A 17494-nucleotide genomic window follows, 5' to 3' on the forward strand; every position below is an offset into this window, starting at 1 on the left:
TAATCTAATAATTTATTTTGTTACATATGATAGATTTTATCATTTATTTTCCCCATCTTAAACCGACTGCACCCCAAGTGAGTCCTCCCCCAAATCCTACTAATACGATGAAATCATCATCTTTTACATCTCCATTTTGAACTGCTTCTGCTAATGCGATCGCTATAGATGCCGATGATGTATTTCCATATTTCTTTACGGATGTATTCATCTTTTCAACTGGAATATCTAACTTGTTTCTTGCAGCTTCCATGATTCGAATATTCGCTTGGTGTGGAATGAGGTAATCAACATCTTCTTTATTTAGACCCGCTTGTTTAACAACGTTCAAAGACGATTCCGGCATTTGTCTTACAGCAAATTTAAATACCTCTCTGCCATTCATTTGAATAAATTTCTCTTCTTGCTGAAGGTATTTACCACCGCCACCGTCAGCTCCTAATTCAAACGATTTAATTCCTCGCTCCTCACTCACATTACCAATAATAGCTGCTCCAGCCCCGTCTCCAAATAATACACATGTATTTCGATCCGTCCAATCAGTAATTTTAGAAAGTTTCTCTGCTCCCACAACTAATACGTGTTTATAAACACCTGTATCTATAAATTGTTTTGCTGTTATGACTCCATACATAAACCCTGCACATGCGGCACTAATATCCATTGCCGCAGCTTTTGTTGCACCCAAACGCTCCTGTAACATACAAGCTACAGTTGGAAATGGCTTATCTGGGGTAACTGTTGCAATTAATATTAGATCAATATCTGTTGGGCTAATTCCCGCGTCTCTTATTGCTTGCTCTGACGCATAATAAGCCATATCAGATGTATCTATGTCATCACTTGCAATTCTTCGTTCTTCTATACCTGTTCTCGTACGAATCCATTCATCATTTGTATCAACTATTTTTTCTAGATCATGATTCGTTACTATATTTTCTGGAACGTATTTACCTACTCCAGTTATACCTGCGTTCATATACTTCAACCCTCTCAAAAAATATTCAATTTATATTTTTAACATCAAATATTAAGACTTGGTACTAATATACGATAATTTTATTAATTTATCAAGTTTTGATACTTAAAAAACACTCACATTAGTATACAAAAGAAAAAACGAAAGAACTGAAGTATCAGTTTATCTTTCGTTTGGTAATAAGCCTGTTTCTGTATATTTTTCAATTTCGTCCTCAATATATCGCTTAAATACATTTGGCATTTCTGGACTAAATGTGCCCAGCGAAATTACTTCATCCTCAAAATCGTAAGTAAATATACCTCCATCTAAATTGCCTTTATCAAATTTCTCCGCAGCTAATAAATAAAGCTTGTCTACATGTTGAACAGTACTTGTTAAAACCGTGTGTCTCCCTAACTCAGATTGATCACTCACAAAGCCAATAGCATATTTATTTTGTTGACGAACACGATCAATAATTTCTTTACTAAAAGAATCTCCTGCTGGATAAAAGACATCCACATGGTTATTATTCATTTCAGAAAAAATCTCTATTGCACGCTCCGTATTATCCCAGTCATTAACAAAATTCATAGAGATGGTGGCATCCGGATTTTGATAACTCACCCCTTCATAAAATCCTTCTATCTCTGGCTGCCATTCATAAGCTCCGATAATACCGACTTGATTTGTTTCTGTCATTTTACCAGCAATCATACCGGCAAAGAAACCCATGGCATTCGAGTTAAAATGTAAACTTGTTAGATTATCTCCTTTGTAAGCGCCGTTAAAATACACAAATTGAATGTCGGGATAGTTTTCTTTAATGTTATTGAAATATTTACCATAAATACTACTATGACCAAATATTAAATTCACACCTTGTGTAGTAAACTCGCCAACTGCTTTATTAACTTCCTCTTGTGTTTTTACTTCTTCTTTAAAAAACACATCCACATTGTATTTATCTTTTATTTGCAATAAACCATTATACCCTTTTTCTCCCCATGTTTGGTCGTTGATGGAATGTTCTACAAGCATCCCCACTTTATTGATCTTACCGCCAGAATTACAACCAGTTAAAGAAACAAGTGCTACAAAAATTGTTGTAAAATAAAGTATAATAATGATGTTCTTCAATTTATGCACATCCTCATACAGCTATGATTACTATTTTATTTTACCTTTTCCTAATAAAACAGTAAACGGAAAAACACGAATTAGATATCGTGATGTTCATATATTGCTTTGAATTGCTGATAATGCGACTCCAATTCTGTGAGTTTATTTTTAAAATTTCTTTGTTCTATCATATATAAATTAGATATATCATGCTGGTTTCCTTCGTTTTTCTTCATGCATAATTGTATAACATTCGGTTTTAAGCTAGCTCCGATAATTTGTAATACAACAAAAATAAAATCCTCTATAGCTACAGCACTCTGTTTAAATAATTCTGAGTTGAAAGATATTTTCTCCTTATTCCACCTTAGAAAAAAGCTATCTCTTGGCATCCAAACACCATAGATAAGTGGCATGCGAATGTAGGTCACTAAATCATTTCTATCTGTTAGCACATTCGTATGAAGCGAATAAACATCTACTTCTTTTGTTAAATTTATATAGTTTTGATCTGAGCGGTTAATTAAAAGAATATGTTCGACGGACTGTTGTTGAATTTTATGATACGTTTCTGAGGTTTCATCCATAAATGTAAAGTTCGCATTTCTTCCTATTGAAAGTAAAAAGTGCGTTTTTAATTCTGAATCTAATTTATCTACACCAACAACCTTTTCTCCATCTGATAAAAGCTGTTCAACGATGTGATAACCGATCCAATTAAACGCGCCTACAATGACATACATATAAATCACCTTTCTTTATCGAGACGAATTAAAATAAATAATTATTTTATAAAAAAAAGATTAGCTTTATTTTCATGATTTTATTTGGTAAGATATATAAAGAATGTTTTTAATAGAGGTGAGAACTATGCGTTACCTTGGCTTATTAATTTGGTCATTTGCAATCAGCTCTGCTGTAGGCTATATATTATTAAGCATGGCTGGAGAACAATTTAGTATAGGACCAGTTCTTGCTTTAACAGTAGGACTTACTGTTGTAGTCTCAATAGTTGGGGATGGTATTATAACTAAGAATGATACCAATGAAACAGTCGAATAGTTAGGTAAATACCCCCTTGCCATACCTATTGGTAAGGGGGTATTTTTAACCTTAAAACCATGGTAAGACACTTAATGCAGTTAACGCGGCCAATGGCAATACTAATCGTCTAAAACGTCCATAACCTGGATATGGGCCATATGGTGGTCTTGGACCATATGGATAACCACCTCCATAAGGATACCCACCGTACCCATAACTCGGATAGTATTGACGACTATTTTCTGCTTCCGGCATTGTTTGCATTGTATTTGGAATTGCGAGGTGCACAGATTGTTCATCAACATCTGTTATGATACCATCAATCGCTGTTCCATCTGACGTTTCTATTAATACATAATGATACATATGATTCTTACATAAATCATACATTTGTGGTACTTGATATTGTGGATTCTTCATCTAACCCTCTCCTCTCTTCATCGGTATTTTATGCAACTGAGATAGGGCATGTGACAAACACACAATTGATTGTAAACAGTAAGATAAACTATTAGATTAGGAGAGTTAAAATGGAATATTCAGATTCACTTGCTATATTGTTAAAATATATTTTCTTTGGATTCATTCAAGGTTTCACGGAGCCTATCCCCATTTCGTCTAGTGGGCATTTAGTTATTGTACAAAACTTATTTAATTTAAAATTAGAAAATTTATCTTTTGAAATTTTAGTTAATTTCGGCTCATTGATTGCTGTATTAATGATTTATCGGAAAGATATCATTCGCCTAATCCAGAATGGTTTCAAATACATTGTCAATCGAGAGTTAGAAGCAAAAACAGATTTTAATTTCATCTTGTATCTTATAGTAGCGACAATTCCTGCTGGTGTAATCGGATTATTGTTTGAAGACCAAATCGGAGAAATTTTTAGTGTTAATAAAATTATCGGTATTACACTTATTGTCACAGGAATCGCACTATGGATTATTAGAAATATTCGCGGCCGAAAAAACGATGGCGCATTAACTTTGAAAGATGCAATTATTATTGGGCTAGCACAATCAGTTGCTTTAATCCCTGGTATTAGTCGTTCTGGTGCTACCATTGTAGCTGCTATGTTACTAGGAACAAAACAAGAGACTGCATTGCGATTCTCATTCTTACTTTATATCCCAATTAGTTTAGGGACCATGATTCTTTCATTAGATGATTTGTTTACACCTGAGCTAAAAACAATGTGGATACCTTATTTATTAGCCTTTATCACAGCAATCGTTGCTACATATTATTCATTGCGTTGGTTTATGAACATTATGGCTAAAGGAAATTTGAAATATTTTGCCTTCTATTGTTTCATCGTCGGTTTTTTTGCTTTTCTTTTACTATAAATCGTTCTAAACTAAGAGGAATACACCTATTTTGCTAGGAGCTGATATTCATGGATGAAAAAAGACAGCTAAAAGGGATGTCTAAAGACCTTTCAGCTGTATTATCAGCAGTTGATCATCGCATACCCATTAAAAAGAATACTTTCTTATTTCAACAAGGTGAAGAGGTTTCTGAACTATACATTATCTATTCTGGGAGAGTACAAATAGGAAAAATCTCTCCAGATGGACGTGAGTTAACTCTACGTATATGCGCAAAACATGATATAGTCGGTGAGCTGGCTTTTGAAGAAGAACAACCGAAATACATCCTTAATGCAAAAGTTATGGAGGATGGCGAGGTTGGAGTAATTAAGAAACAAACATTAGAAGAGAAATTATTAGTTGATCCAAACTTGACTATGGAATTTTTAAAAATAATGAATCTCACTTATCGAAAAGATCAAACCAAATTCAGAGATCTTGTGCTTCATGGTAAAAAAGGGGCTTTATACTCCACACTTATACGTTTAACAAATAGTTATGGAAAAAAAGTACCCGACGGAATCTTAATTAACATTAGTTTGACAAATCAAGAATTAGCTAACTTCTGTGGTACCTCACGAGAAAGTGTGAATCGTTTATTAAACGATCTGCGTAGAAATAACATCATTAAGATCGAAAAAGGAAAAATAACTATTTTTGATTTAGAATTTTTGAAAGAAGAAATTAATTGCGAAAATTGCCCAATTGTTTTATGTACAATTGATTAATTAGAGAACCTATTCAACAAGTTGAATAGGTTCTCTTTAAAAGGAAGTGTTAATGTGGCTAACGATATAATAAATATGTTGAGAGATTTTCCACTATTTAAAGATTTAACAGATTCAGAGCTGGTATCTATTAAAACGTTATTACGCATGAATACATATAAAAAGGGAGAGCATGTTTTTTTTCATGAAGAGCCACTAAAATGTATTTATTTCATTGAACATGGTAATGTGAAAATTTATAAAAATGATATCAACGGTAAAGAACAAATTGTTAATGTTTTGACTAAAGGAGAGATGTTTCCGCATCAAGGTTTCTTTCAGCGTAGTTACTACCCTGCAAATGCAGTAGCAATGGAGCAAACGAAATTGCTCTCTCTACCGATACAGTCCTTTGAAGCATTGCTTCTTGAGCAGCCGTCATTGAGTGTGAAGTTAATTTACATGCTCGGAAATTTGATTGTCGATCTACAAAATCGATTGGAGGAGCAGATTTTACATAATAGTTTTGAACAGATTCTTATGCTATTGTTACGTCTCTCTGAAAAACATGGCGTAGCATCGGACAATCATTGGATTACTTTAAACCAGTTCTTTTCGAATCAAGAAATGGCAAATATGATTGGAGCAAGTCGGGAAACGATAAGCAGAACAATGTCACAGCTAAAGAAAAAAGACGCAATAAAAAAAGAAAGCACTGGCTACTTATCTATTCAACCGGAAAAACTGTATCAATTGTTCTTCATTGAGTAGGTCAATGAAAGCTTAAAATCCAACCGTCCGAATGCATACAGTTGGACGGTTGGATTTTATTTTTTAATCTGGAATTCCTAATGCAATTTTCGCGTATCTTGACATACGGTCTTTGCTCCAAGGTGGGCTCCAGACAATATTTACTTGTGTGCTTTTCACTTCTGGAATGTCTTCTAAACAGCGTTTTACATCTTCTTCAATATGTGCCGCCAATGGACAACCCATAGCTGTTAATGTCATGGTTACTACTGCTGTTCCATCGTCTTCCAGATCAACACCATAAATAAGACCCAAATTAACAATATCTATACCAAGCTCTGGATCAATTACATTTTCCAAAGCACCCATTAAATTTTCCTGTAATGCTTCTTCCATTTTAACATTCCTCCTGTTCACATACTTACTATATATTATAAACATAAATTTTGAAAAATTAAATGATCTAAATCACATTTTACAATTGTAACTCAAACCAATTTGCAGTCTCGATCATCGCAAATCGACTTACTTTATGCCCTGCACCTACTTCACGTAAGAAACGAATATTTTCTGGATTCTTATATAATGGCACAACAGCTTCATGAAAATTATAAGCATGATCAAATGGAACAACTGAATCTGCTTCACCATGCCAGAAAAATAATGGTCTTCCAGCCAACACTTCAGGTTGCAAAGACAGATCCAATTCTTTTGATTTATCTAATATTGTAGTTATATCATTCTTTTCAAAAAAATCTTGTAGTCCTTGTTCTTCTAAAATACTTATTAACCCTTCCATATACGAAGTTAATTTCGGTGTTCCCATTAGAATCGCTGCTGTTTTAATCCAAGGATATTGCGTCAACGCAGCAGCTGTCGTCATTCCACCCATACTCGTGCCAGCAAGTCCAAATCTTCCGTCAGCAATTAACCCCTTCTCATCTAAAAAATATTTTATTTGTTTAATTTCTTCCACATTTTTCTGAACAATTTCAAAAAACTTCAACTGTCTCTCCTCTTGAGAAACTTCTCCTTCTCTTTCTCCATGAAGTAAACAATCAGGTAAAATAACACGATAACCTTTTTCAGCCAACATATATGCCAATGGTAAATTATGTTCTTTTGCACTAGTAAATCCGTGCATGTAAGTAATTACAGGTAATGGCTTATTTACGTGTGTTTCCTCTTCTACAATTAGAATAGGTATGTCTGCCCAGTATTGTTTATTAATATGTATCATTTAATAAAGTCCCTTTCTATCTTTATATATTGTATTTATAGTATTATCATATATTCTACAAGCTCTAGATGCAAAAATTAGCCATAAAACATTTATTCCTTTACAGTGAGACTTTTCTTCTTTACACTATACTTACTAATATGAGGTGATTTTACATGACAAATAATCGACATCTGATTGCTTTAGATCTAGATGGCACACTGCTGACAGATAAAAAGGTCATCAGTGAAAAAACAAAACGAACCGTACTTCAAGCAATGAAAGAAGGACATATCGTTGTAATTGCAACAGGTAGACCACATCGAGCAAGTATTGATTACTATCATGAATTAGGACTAGAAACGCCGATGGTCAACTTCAATGGTGCACTCATTCATCATCCTACTGATACAAAGTGGAAAGCTTTACATAGCCCACTTCCTGTACGAACAGCAAAAGCAATTATTCAAACGTGTTATGATCTTGGAGTGAAGAATGTTATGGCTGAGGTCTCTGATGATGTATACCTTGACCGTTATGACGAAGAACTCATGGAAATTCTCTTCACTGATAAAGAAGAAAGTCCAATTACTATCGGCTCATTAAAAAATCAACTGAATGTGGATCCCACTTCGCTGTTGATTCATCCACATGAATCACATATTACGACTTTAAGAGAACGATTAGACACTGAGCATTCAACTGTTATTGAACATCGTAAATGGGGTGCTCCATGGAATGTTATTGAAGTCGTTCGAAAAGGGATGAACAAGTCAGTCGGATTAAAGCGAATTGCGCACTATTACCATATTCCTCAAGAAAATGTTATTGCGTTTGGTGATGAAGACAACGATTTAGAGATGATTGAATATGCAGGTGTAGGTGTGGCAATGGGAAATGCTATTGAAGAATTAAAAGATATTTCTAATCACGTAACAGAAACTAACGAAGCAGATGGAATTGGGTTATTTTTAGAAAAATACTTAGATTTATCAACTAAAACTGTCTAGTCCGTCGTATAAAAAATGATTTTTTGTTTAAATTAAGCTTGTAGTTCATTTATGGATTACAAGCTTTTTGTTTGTAATAACATCTGCGTGTGTTTCATTACTGTAGGAGGTTTACGTATGACAAAAAAAAGTAAATCAAAACGTTTTACCGCACAAGGTGCTGATTCAGTAAGAAAACATGATGAGCGTTTTCCTTATAAAGAACGATTAGCAGATTTAGACCAAAACAAATCGAATGTTTAGGAGGGCCTGGCATGGAAAATCATTTTATGCAACAAGCTAAGCAAGCAATACAACGTTTAACTAACGGCCATTCAATGTCTGATAAAGATAAACAAGCCGCTAGCAACGCTATTCAATCAGCATATTCAAAGGCTACACCTCAAGAACAAGAAGAGCTTCAGCAATTAGAGCAGCAATTAAGAGAAAATCAAGAATTACAATAAGACTGCAACATATATTGTCACACTCCAGAATAATCACAAGCTGACGCTCAGCTAAGATATAAAAAACACCCTATAGACTTTTATTTGATTTAGTCTATAGGGTGCATAACATAAAATTATTTTTTAAATAATCGCTGAACCAATCGTTTTATCCTAGCTTCTAATTGTTTAACATTAAATGGCTTTGTAATATAATCATCTGCACCAAGCTCTAATGCTTGGACCATATCACTATTTTTTTGCCTACCAGTCAACATAATTATCCCCAATTCTTCTTCATTTACAATTTCTCTAAGTTTTTGCAAAATGTCCAAACCGTCCATTTTTGGCAAAACACCATCTAACAAAAGAATTTTTTTATCTCTTCCTTTGTACCAATCAGAGGAAATAAAACCTTCTCCATCTGAAAAACTTTCTACTTCGATTTGATAAGGGTTAATTTCTAACTTAGTCAATTTATCTTTCAACATGTGCCGAACAAAACGATCATCATCCACTATTGCTAACTTCAATATTTCCCTTTGGTCTGACAATTGTTCTTGATCTACTAATCCGTTATACTTCACAATTCGTTTACGCCCGTGCTTCTTACCATAGTTTAGTGCGCGATCAGCTTGTTCAATCAACGTTTCTATTTGCTCAATTTGTATATCCATCTGTGAAACACCGGCAGTAAAGCTTATGGGTAAGTCCTTACCATCCAGATTAAATGGCGTCTTCAGTAAACCGTCTAATAGTTGTTGCATATATTCAGCAGCTGCCGCTTGATCTAATTCATTAATAATTAAAATAAATTCCTCTCCACCATAACGAATGAAGTAGTCTTTGTTTTGTTTATTACGAAGAATAAAAGCAGAGAAGTATTTTAACACGTCGTCCCCTACACCATGACCATATTGATCATTAGTCCGCTTAAAGAAATCCAAGTCTAAAATTGCAATGCAAAAGACTCTATCCGATTGCTTGTACTTTTTCATTAGTCCTTTCCAAATAGTATTTAGAAAAGTACGATTATAGGCCTGTGTTAATTCATCAATTAATATGCTCTCTCTAAAGAAATGCTGTTGACGAATTCGGTTTTGCAATATGTGTTCTAATACATCATATTGGATTGGCTTTTCAATATAGTCAGTGACATCCGCGTCATAAGCTTTCATCTTTAAATGCGCGTCACCTTGTTTACCAACAACCATCATAATCATACCAGATTCATTTGCACGCTTTTTCAAGCGATGGATAATATCGAAAACCATCTGTTCATCATTACAAAGATGAAGAATAAGAACATCAGGATGAAAGTCATAAAAGAACTGAACCGCCCTATTTCTATTCGTTGCTAATAAAACTTCATATTTTTTATCTTCTAATGCCTCTTTTGTTTGGTTTAATGAGTTCTCATTCTTATCTATTAGTAGGATACGTTTTCGGTTTTCCAGTTTTTTTGTTTCTTCGTAAAAAAGCTCCATTAATGGTTGAATAAAATTACTCCATTCAGCATTAGTCCAATCGATCTTATCTGTCATGTTTAATCGTTCTAATAAACTCGATGATACTTGGCTAAATTTATCTAAACCTACATAACTAGCTGTTTTGCTAATATTAGTTAATATTTCATATAGATCATCTCTAGAAATCGTTTTTTGCTGATCCAATGTGTCTATTATTTTTTTGTGACGTTCGATATACATTTGCTTGTATGTATCCATTAAGCGTTCACTCCAAATTCTCATTACATTGATTCCAAACGATCGAATCAATATGAATATCTACTTCTATTAGCGTAAAACAAGTTTAGACGTTTATCAATGCTTTTTGACTTTAATCTTCAAGATATTTTTGCTAAACTAAACAAAAGAATATGTTACGTCTAGGAGGAAATAACATGAGTGTTTTAGTCGAATCAACACCGAACCCGAACGCAATGAAATTTAGTACTGATTCCATGATTTTTCAAGGTGATAATAGTATATCTGTCATGCCAGGTCAAACGAGTGAACATGCTATTATGAATGATTTAATGCAATTAGATGGCGTTGACAATGTATTTGGTTTTCAGCACTTCATTACTGTGAATAAATTAATTGATGCTGACTGGGATCAAATCATTCCTAAAGTAGAAGCGATTATTAATCAGTACGGTTATTAATATAAGTTAGCAAAAAAATGTACAAGGCGATATCGCCTCGTACATTTTTTTAATCATTTTTTCTAAAGAAACCGAAGATTCCTGTCGTTTGGACAACATTTGTAAAAGCATTCGGATCCACTTCATGAATAATTCGTTCTAAATCATATAGTTCATACCTCGTAATGACTAATACAAGCATTGCTTTATCTTCTTTTGAGTACGCCCCTCTAGCAGGTAATATCGTTATACCGCGCACCATCGTATCATGTATCGCTTGTTGTAACTCATCCGCTTTTTTCGTAACAATCATTGCTGTTAACTTCTCATGACGTGTATGCAAGGCGTCAATTACACGCGTTGTCACATACAAAGTAAGTAAAGTATACAATGCGTTTTCTGGTTCATTTAAGATACCTGCTAATAGAATAATGATTCCATTAATAATCATAAGATAACTTCCAATAGGTCGATCCTTTTTACGAGAAAGGAACATTGCAACTATATCTGAACCACCGGTAGAAGCACCCCATTTCAGTGTGATCCCTATACCGACACCACCAATTACACCACCAAATACGGCATTTAACATAATATCTCCTGAAAAGCTAAGGACAGGTAATATTTCCAAACACACCGTTGTAATTGCAACAGATAAGAAACTATAAACTGTGAAATGTCTTCCAACTTTTAACCAGCCCAGAATAGCAACAGGAATATTTAATAATAATAGCCAAATACCCGTACTAATAAAGTCGATGTTTAAATAATCTGAGAATACAGTTGATAAAAGTTGTGCCATCCCCGTAAAACCACTAGCGTAAACATCTGCGCCAATTAAGAAAAAGTTTAGCGCAATGGCATTAAGTAAAGCACCTAAAACAACAATCGCAATTCTTTTCGCTTCAAATAAAAACATATAGTAAACCCCCAATCAAAATCGCACACTTACCTATTTAAGTATTTTACATTTATATTAAACATACCCAACCTGTATGTTCTTTAATCAAGGAGTATGATCAAGATTTTTTACTTTGACGAATACCCTTGCTAACTATAAACTAGAAGTATTACTTATGCAATGGCTTTATTTTAATTTTTTAATAAAATTATATAGGGGGGATATTAAAATGGCGGTACAAATACTAGCGGATTCCGCGTGTGATTTATCACAAGAAGATATGGAAACATATGGGGTTCATTGCGTTTCTTTAACTGTACAATTAAAAGGCAAAGATTATGAGGATGGAAAAACCATTTCTGCAAAAACAGTGTACGATGCGATGCGTGATGGTGAAACACCTAAAACCTCACAAGTTTCTCCTGCTGCTTTTCAAGCCTTATTTGAAACTTATGCAAAGCAAAATAAATCCTGTCTTTATCTCGCATTTTCGTCTGAATTGTCAGGTACTTATCAGTCAGCAAAAATTGCAGAAGAGGATATAAAGGAAGCGTATCCTGATTGGGAATTGACGATCATTGATACAAAGTGTGCCTCGATAGGATACGGCTTAGTTGTCATTCGCGCAGCTGAATTAGCTAAACAAGGAGCTTCTCTACAAGAAATTGAGCGAATTAGCAGTTATTATGCTGCACATATGGAGCACATTTTTACTGTTGACGATTTAGAATATTTATATCGTGGTGGAAGAGTCAGCAAATCGGCTGCTTTTGTTGGTACGTTACTCAAAATTAAGCCACTTCTTCATGTAGAGGATGGAAAACTTATTCCGCTTGAGAAAATTCGCGGCTCCAAAAAAGTATGGAAGCGTATGTTAGAAATTATGGAAGAACGTGGTGTAGATTTAAAAGATCAGCGAATTGGAATTAGTCACGGGGACGCACTCGATACCGCAAATCAATTAGCAGAGATGATCCAATCAACATTCGGAGTAAAAGATATTAAAATTAATATGATTGGTTCAAGTATAGGAGCACATGCTGGACCAGGAACAATTGCATTATTTTTCTTAAATGATACGTATCAATAATTTAAACTGTACTAATATATATACTTAACTAAAAGAGAATAACTTTTAAGCAATTTCTATTTATTTTAAAAACAAACTATGCATGCATAGTTTGTTTTTTTATGAGAAATGATTATTTAGTAATTGTCGGGAGAGGTCTTCTGTGTAAAGATAATAAAATAGCTATTGCTATCTATAAGGAATAGTCGTAAAGTTATAATCATGTCTTCACTTCTTTTCTACATTAAGATAAGTGAAACGTCAGTGAACATCACTAGATATGGAAGGAGTTACTATCTTTGACAGATGTAAATAAAACAAAAAAGTTAACCTTATTTGCTTTGACTTGGCCTATTTTTGTTGAAATATTACTTCATATGCTCATGGGTAATGCTGATACACTTATGCTTAGTCAATATTCAGATAATGCTGTTGCAGCAGTTGGCGTTTCTAATCAAATTTTATCCGTTGTAATTGTAATGTTTGGCTTCGTGGCAGCTGGTGCTTCTATTCTAGTTGCGCAAAATCTGGGAGCTAACCGACCATTAGTTGCCGGTAAAATTGCGGTGACATCGATAAGTCTAAATTTAATATTCTCATTACTTTTAAGTTTATTTCTTACCTTTTTTAGTACAACATTATTGAATCTAATGGATTTACCGCACGAATTAATGGGTGAAGCAGATGCTTATATGAATATAGTCGGTGGCTTTATATTTGTTCAAGCACTTATTATGACTGTTTCCGCTATTTTACGAAGCTATGGATATACCAAAGATACGATGTACGTTACTATCGGTATGAATATTATAAATATTATTGGTAACTTTTTTGTTATCTTTGGACCATTTGGATTCCCAGTATTAGGAGTTATTGGTGTTGCTTATTCTACAATGATTAGTCGATTCTTAGGATTTATCACTTTATTGATTATTTTAATTAAACGCAACAAAGGAACATTGCCATTCCGCTCTTTTTATCGATATGAGAAACAAAATGTTTTAGATCTACTTAACATAGGGGTTCCGTCTGCCGGTGAACAATTATCCTATAATGCCAGCCAGATGGTTATTACTTATTTCATTGCTCAATTAGGAACGGTTGCTATTACAACAAAAGTTTATGTTCAAAATATTATGATGTTTATATTATTGTTTTCGATCGCTATTGGACAAGGTTCACAGATTTTAATCGGACATATGATCGGTGCTGGGGATATCGATTCCGCCTATAAACGTGGAATAAAAAGCTTAAAAATTGCTATACTCATTAGTACCTTTGCTGCAGTAGTTGTCTATTTCTCAAGTGATTTTTTATTAGGGATATTTACTAATAATCAAACCATACTTGAAGAGGGAGCATTATTATTACTTATTACTGTCATTTTAGAACCTGGCCGAGCATTTAATTTAGTGGTTATTAATGCATTACGTGCTACAGGAGACGTGAAGTTCCCCGTCTTCGTTGGTATTTTATCTATGTGGGGAGTTAGTGTTACTTTTGCTTGGTTCTTTGGCATATTCCTTGGTATGGGACTTGTTGGTATATGGATCGGATTTATTGCCGACGAATGGCTTAGAGGAATGCTCATGCTCAAGCGCTGGCGGTCAAAAGTGTGGATTCGTAAGGCGTACGTTCAAAAGGAACAAACAGCAGACTAAACTGTTGTTTGTTTTTTTTATTGCTCTATTTTAATATTGTAATAGGTTAACCAATGGTCAATCTGTCCTAAATATGCTAGAAGTTGAGGTCCCTTCATTAATTGACCAAACCACGGTGTATCTATTTCTTCTCCTTTACTATTGACTAATTTAACAACTTCATCTCGATCAAATAATTCAAATAATCGAGCATCTTTATTCGTAATAATCGCATTCATCCAATTTATCACTGCTTCTGTATAGTCAGGATGATGTGTTTTTGGGTATGGACTTTTCTTTCGATAAAGTATTTCATTAGGAAGTAGACCTTCTAAAGCTTTACGAAGAATTCCTTTTTCTCTATCTTGATATGTTTTCATTTCCCAAGGGATATTCCAAACATATTCAACTAAGCGATGGTCACTGAACGGGACACGAGCCTCGAAACTGGCTCCCATACTCATACGATCTTTTCGATCTAATAATGTTGGCATAAACCAATGCATATTTAAATAAAATAATTGTCTACGCTTGCTTGATAGAGCATCTTCACCATCTAGGAGTGGTGTTTCCTCCATAGTTTCTTCAAAACGTTCACGCATATAGTCATCTAAAGATAAATCCTTTTTAAACTGTTTTACTAATAAGCTACTACGTATTTCGGACGAACGAATCCAAGGAAAAACTTCTCTATTCAAATCATCTTCTCGATAAAACCAAGGATAACCACCAAATATTTCATCTGCACATTCACCTGATAGTGCAACAGTTACATTTTTTTTAGTTTGTTGACAAAACCACAATAATGAACTATCTACATCAGCCATTCCAGGAAAATCTCGAAAAATTGTCGCTTCTTTCAACAAATCGGCTAACACATTGTTATTGATTTCAAAAGTATATTGCTTTGTTTGATGCGCATCAACAATTCCCCCTATAAAATCAGCATCACTATTAGGTTGAAAACTATTTTTTTTAAAATACCTATCGTTTTCCTCATAATCAATAGAGAATGTAGATAGCGTCATACCTTTTTCTCTTTTTAAGTAATTAGCAGCAATGGCAGTAATTGCACTAGAATCAACTCCACCAGATAAGAAAGTGCCTAGTGGCACATCAGATACTAATTGTCTTTCTACGGCATCTGTCAATAAAAAGCGCACTTTTTCTGCTGTTTCAATTAAATTATCTTTATGTGGTTCACTTTTCACGTTCCAATATCTTCTGGTGCGAAAGCCATTTTTATCAACAATGCCTATATGAGCTGCACGCAGCTCAGAAATTCCTTTAAACAGAGCATTTCCCGGTGTTCTTGAAGGTCCTAGCGCAAGTAATTCACTAATCCCTTCACTATCAAGAATAGGTGTAATGGCTCTATGTGCGAGAATCGCCTTAAGTTCAGATGCAAAGATAAATGAACTATTTTTTTCTGCATAAAATAATGGCTTTACCCCTAATCGATCACGAGCAAGGAATAGTTGTTCTTTGACTGGGTCCCATATTCCAAAAGCAAATATGCCATTAAAATAATCAACACACGCTTCTTCCCATTCGATATAACTCTTTAATATAACCTCTGTATCCGAATGAGACGCAAAAGTCCAGCCTCTTTTTATTAATTCCTTTTTTATATCTTCTGTATTGTATAATTCACCATTATATACAAGTACATAGTCATTCCCTTCTACCAAGCAATGCATTGGTTGCTTACCACCATCCGGATCAACGACAATTAATCGGTTATGTCCAAATGCTACATGTGTTGAAGTCCATTGATTCTGTTCATCTGGTCCTCGGTGGTTTAATGTATCCATCATAGTCGTAATTTGTCCTGATTGTTTGGATAAATCTCGTTGAAAATCAAGCCAGCCTGTAATTCCACACATCTTTATTCGACACGCCCTTTCACGCTATTAAACAGGTATCATTTTTTATTTATATGATTAACAGGTAAGAGTTGTGTCTAAAACAAAAAAAGCATATCACTCAAAAAAGAGCAATATGCTTTATTTAAAAGGTCATTATACTGGGAGCAATCCCCAAGGTAGACGTCCAAATCCTAGGGCAATTACAATAACTAATGCAACAGCTAATTGGACGAAGAATCCTTTTACTGGTTTACCTTTAGCAAAACGTACAAGTAACAATTCAATACAAGCAATTACCCATAATCCAGCAGCAACTTTAATGATCGTTTCAGCCGCAAAAGAATTAAATGTGCCTGATTGAATGTAACCTACCAATAAGTCTCCTCCAGAGTAAAGAATTAGTAAGTACGATAATCTAGTAATCATATGTGTTATTTTAGCTGTTTTTTGTTTATCCACCTTATAATAGTAATAAGACATTGCAAACAGAATGAGCGCTAATACCCATGATGTGATGTGTAAATGAATCATATTATTCCTCCTGTATATTTTTATAATTTTTCCACATGACAAAGTATACTTCAATTTTATTTACTTATCATACTAAAATACATTTTAACTTTAATTCAAACATTTTTCCATTTTCTTTACTCGCCTGTTTCGGAGAATGAAACAATCTACTAGTTTATAACCAAGTTACACGAAAATTAAACGTTAAAAATATAAGAATAGTACAATTGAATTTTTCTTCAAAAAGCACAATTGGGATATTTACTCATAAACTAAGATAAAGGAGGAAGCAATATGCCTGCGATTGTGGGAGCCGTAAAAGTTAATTCAATTGGTGCTTCAAGCATCTTTCATATTGGAGATGTATACATCATGCAACCTTATTCCGATTTAAAAACATTTGCTGGTGGTGGCTCTTTTAATACAGGTAATGGACTTTCCATTCATATAAATGAAGCAAACACACAAATAAATGATCAGGATAAAATTGATCAAACTATAACAAGCTTTTAATGTTTAGGAGTGGAGTGATAACGATGCACTGGACCGTTCATCAAACAATTACTATTCAGATGTTAAAGATAGGTAGTATTTCCAATTCTTCAGTTCTGCAAATCGGAAGTGCTGGTTCAATCCAATCTTCAGCTGATTTATATAATACAGGAGAATACGAAGAACTAGCTGCTCCTGCTGAATTACAACAGAGTAAACCAGAAGCACCTTTAGTTCCATTGGCGGCCTTTAGTTAA

General features: G+C 34.1%; 22 protein-coding genes. 12 read left to right on the forward strand and 10 right to left on the reverse strand.

Going from position 1 to position 17494, the window contains the following annotated elements; genetic code table 11:
* Positions 1–43 precede the first annotated feature (43 nt).
* The 3 genes from HP569_RS04895 to HP569_RS04905 all read right to left on the reverse strand — a co-directional run bounded on the left by HP569_RS04895 (position 44) and on the right by HP569_RS04905 (position 2826).
* Positions 44–979 carry a beta-ketoacyl-ACP synthase III gene (locus tag HP569_RS04895; protein WP_182200043.1) on the reverse strand — a complete coding sequence of 312 codons (936 nt, stop codon included), beginning with the start codon at positions 977–979 and terminating at the stop codon, positions 44–46.
* Between the two features lie 162 nt (positions 980–1141).
* Entirely contained in the window at positions 1142–2110 is a 969-nt protein-coding gene (locus HP569_RS04900) for a BMP family ABC transporter substrate-binding protein (RefSeq protein WP_246366918.1), read from the reverse strand.
* Between the two features lie 71 nt (positions 2111–2181).
* The gene (locus HP569_RS04905; RefSeq protein ID WP_182200045.1) at positions 2182–2826 is read right to left on the reverse strand and encodes a hypothetical protein; all 645 of its coding nucleotides are present in this window, start codon (positions 2824–2826) and stop codon (positions 2182–2184) included.
* A gap of 127 nt (positions 2827–2953) precedes the next feature.
* Between HP569_RS04905 and HP569_RS04910 the strand changes: the two genes are divergently transcribed.
* Entirely contained in the window at positions 2954–3145 is a 192-nt protein-coding gene (locus HP569_RS04910) for a DUF2929 family protein (RefSeq protein ID WP_182200046.1), read from the forward strand.
* A 51-nt stretch (positions 3146–3196) separates the two neighbouring features.
* Here HP569_RS04910 and HP569_RS04915 read toward each other — a convergent pair whose 3' ends face one another.
* Positions 3197–3547 carry a hypothetical protein gene (locus HP569_RS04915; protein ID WP_182200047.1) on the reverse strand — a complete coding sequence of 117 codons (351 nt, stop codon included), beginning with the start codon at positions 3545–3547 and terminating at the stop codon, positions 3197–3199.
* A gap of 110 nt (positions 3548–3657) precedes the next feature.
* On the opposite strand from HP569_RS04915, the gene HP569_RS04920 reads away from it, so the two are divergent.
* From HP569_RS04920 to HP569_RS04930, 3 genes are read left to right on the forward strand one after another with little or no spacing between them, the layout of a single operon-like run.
* Positions 3658–4476: an undecaprenyl-diphosphate phosphatase gene (locus tag HP569_RS04920; RefSeq protein ID WP_182200048.1), complete on the forward strand. Its 819-nt coding sequence runs from the start codon at positions 3658–3660 to the stop codon at positions 4474–4476.
* Between the two features lie 50 nt (positions 4477–4526).
* Positions 4527–5228 carry a Crp/Fnr family transcriptional regulator gene (locus HP569_RS04925; RefSeq protein WP_182200049.1) on the forward strand — a complete coding sequence of 234 codons (702 nt, stop codon included), beginning with the start codon at positions 4527–4529 and terminating at the stop codon, positions 5226–5228.
* Positions 5229–5282: 54 nt separating this feature from the next.
* Positions 5283–5978, forward strand: a complete 696-nt coding sequence (locus tag HP569_RS04930) for a Crp/Fnr family transcriptional regulator (RefSeq protein ID WP_246366919.1) — start codon at positions 5283–5285, stop codon at positions 5976–5978.
* 63 nt (positions 5979–6041) lie between these two features.
* Here HP569_RS04930 and HP569_RS04935 read toward each other — a convergent pair whose 3' ends face one another.
* Positions 6042–6353, reverse strand: coding sequence for a metal-sulfur cluster assembly factor (locus HP569_RS04935; protein ID WP_182200050.1), 312 nt, complete (start codon positions 6351–6353; stop codon positions 6042–6044).
* Between the two features lie 79 nt (positions 6354–6432).
* The gene (locus tag HP569_RS04940; protein ID WP_182200051.1) at positions 6433–7197 is read right to left on the reverse strand and encodes an alpha/beta fold hydrolase; all 765 of its coding nucleotides are present in this window, start codon (positions 7195–7197) and stop codon (positions 6433–6435) included.
* A gap of 155 nt (positions 7198–7352) precedes the next feature.
* Between HP569_RS04940 and HP569_RS04945 the strand changes: the two genes are divergently transcribed.
* From HP569_RS04945 to HP569_RS04955, 3 genes are all read left to right on the forward strand, one after another.
* On the forward strand, positions 7353–8186 hold the full coding sequence (locus HP569_RS04945) for a Cof-type HAD-IIB family hydrolase (RefSeq protein ID WP_182200052.1): 834 nt from the start codon (positions 7353–7355) through the stop codon (positions 8184–8186).
* 117 nt (positions 8187–8303) lie between these two features.
* Entirely contained in the window at positions 8304–8429 is a 126-nt protein-coding gene (locus tag HP569_RS04950) for a competence protein (protein WP_182200053.1), read from the forward strand.
* Between the two features lie 11 nt (positions 8430–8440).
* The gene (locus tag HP569_RS04955) at positions 8441–8632 is read left to right on the forward strand and encodes a DUF3813 family protein (RefSeq protein ID WP_182200054.1); all 192 of its coding nucleotides are present in this window, start codon (positions 8441–8443) and stop codon (positions 8630–8632) included.
* Positions 8633–8748: 116 nt separating this feature from the next.
* Here HP569_RS04955 and HP569_RS04960 read toward each other — a convergent pair whose 3' ends face one another.
* The gene (locus HP569_RS04960) at positions 8749–10362 is read right to left on the reverse strand and encodes a GGDEF domain-containing response regulator (RefSeq protein ID WP_182200055.1); all 1614 of its coding nucleotides are present in this window, start codon (positions 10360–10362) and stop codon (positions 8749–8751) included.
* A 152-nt stretch (positions 10363–10514) separates the two neighbouring features.
* Between HP569_RS04960 and HP569_RS04965 the strand changes: the two genes are divergently transcribed.
* A complete protein-coding gene (locus HP569_RS04965; RefSeq protein ID WP_182200056.1) occupies positions 10515–10778 on the forward strand; it encodes a NifU N-terminal domain-containing protein in 264 nt (87 codons plus the stop codon).
* A gap of 49 nt (positions 10779–10827) precedes the next feature.
* Here HP569_RS04965 and HP569_RS04970 read toward each other — a convergent pair whose 3' ends face one another.
* Complete coding sequence (locus tag HP569_RS04970; RefSeq protein WP_182200057.1) at positions 10828–11676, reverse strand: YitT family protein; 849 nt, start codon at positions 11674–11676, stop codon at positions 10828–10830.
* A gap of 211 nt (positions 11677–11887) precedes the next feature.
* On the opposite strand from HP569_RS04970, the gene HP569_RS04975 reads away from it, so the two are divergent.
* A complete protein-coding gene (locus tag HP569_RS04975) occupies positions 11888–12748 on the forward strand; it encodes a DegV family protein (RefSeq protein WP_182200058.1) in 861 nt (286 codons plus the stop codon).
* A 278-nt stretch (positions 12749–13026) separates the two neighbouring features.
* Entirely contained in the window at positions 13027–14388 is a 1362-nt protein-coding gene (locus tag HP569_RS04980; protein WP_182200059.1) for an MATE family efflux transporter, read from the forward strand.
* A 17-nt stretch (positions 14389–14405) separates the two neighbouring features.
* Here the strand turns inward: HP569_RS04980 and asnB are convergent, their stop codons facing one another.
* Positions 14406–16253, reverse strand: a complete 1848-nt coding sequence (asnB, locus tag HP569_RS04985) for an asparagine synthase (glutamine-hydrolyzing) (protein WP_182200060.1) — start codon at positions 16251–16253, stop codon at positions 14406–14408.
* Between the two features lie 135 nt (positions 16254–16388).
* Complete coding sequence (locus HP569_RS04990) at positions 16389–16766, reverse strand: YisL family protein (RefSeq protein ID WP_182200061.1); 378 nt, start codon at positions 16764–16766, stop codon at positions 16389–16391.
* 273 nt (positions 16767–17039) lie between these two features.
* Between HP569_RS04990 and HP569_RS04995 the strand changes: the two genes are divergently transcribed.
* Both HP569_RS04995 and HP569_RS05000 read left to right on the forward strand, forming a co-directional pair.
* Positions 17040–17258 (forward strand): spore germination protein, encoded by a 219-nt coding sequence (locus tag HP569_RS04995; RefSeq protein ID WP_182200062.1) that lies wholly within the window; start codon positions 17040–17042, stop codon positions 17256–17258.
* A gap of 23 nt (positions 17259–17281) precedes the next feature.
* Positions 17282–17494: a spore germination protein GerPB gene (locus tag HP569_RS05000; RefSeq protein ID WP_182200063.1), complete on the forward strand. Its 213-nt coding sequence runs from the start codon at positions 17282–17284 to the stop codon at positions 17492–17494.

The sequence above is a fragment of the Paraliobacillus salinarum genome, from assembly GCF_014083865.1.
GTDB lineage: Bacteria > Bacillota > Bacilli > Bacillales > Amphibacillaceae > Paraliobacillus > Paraliobacillus salinarum.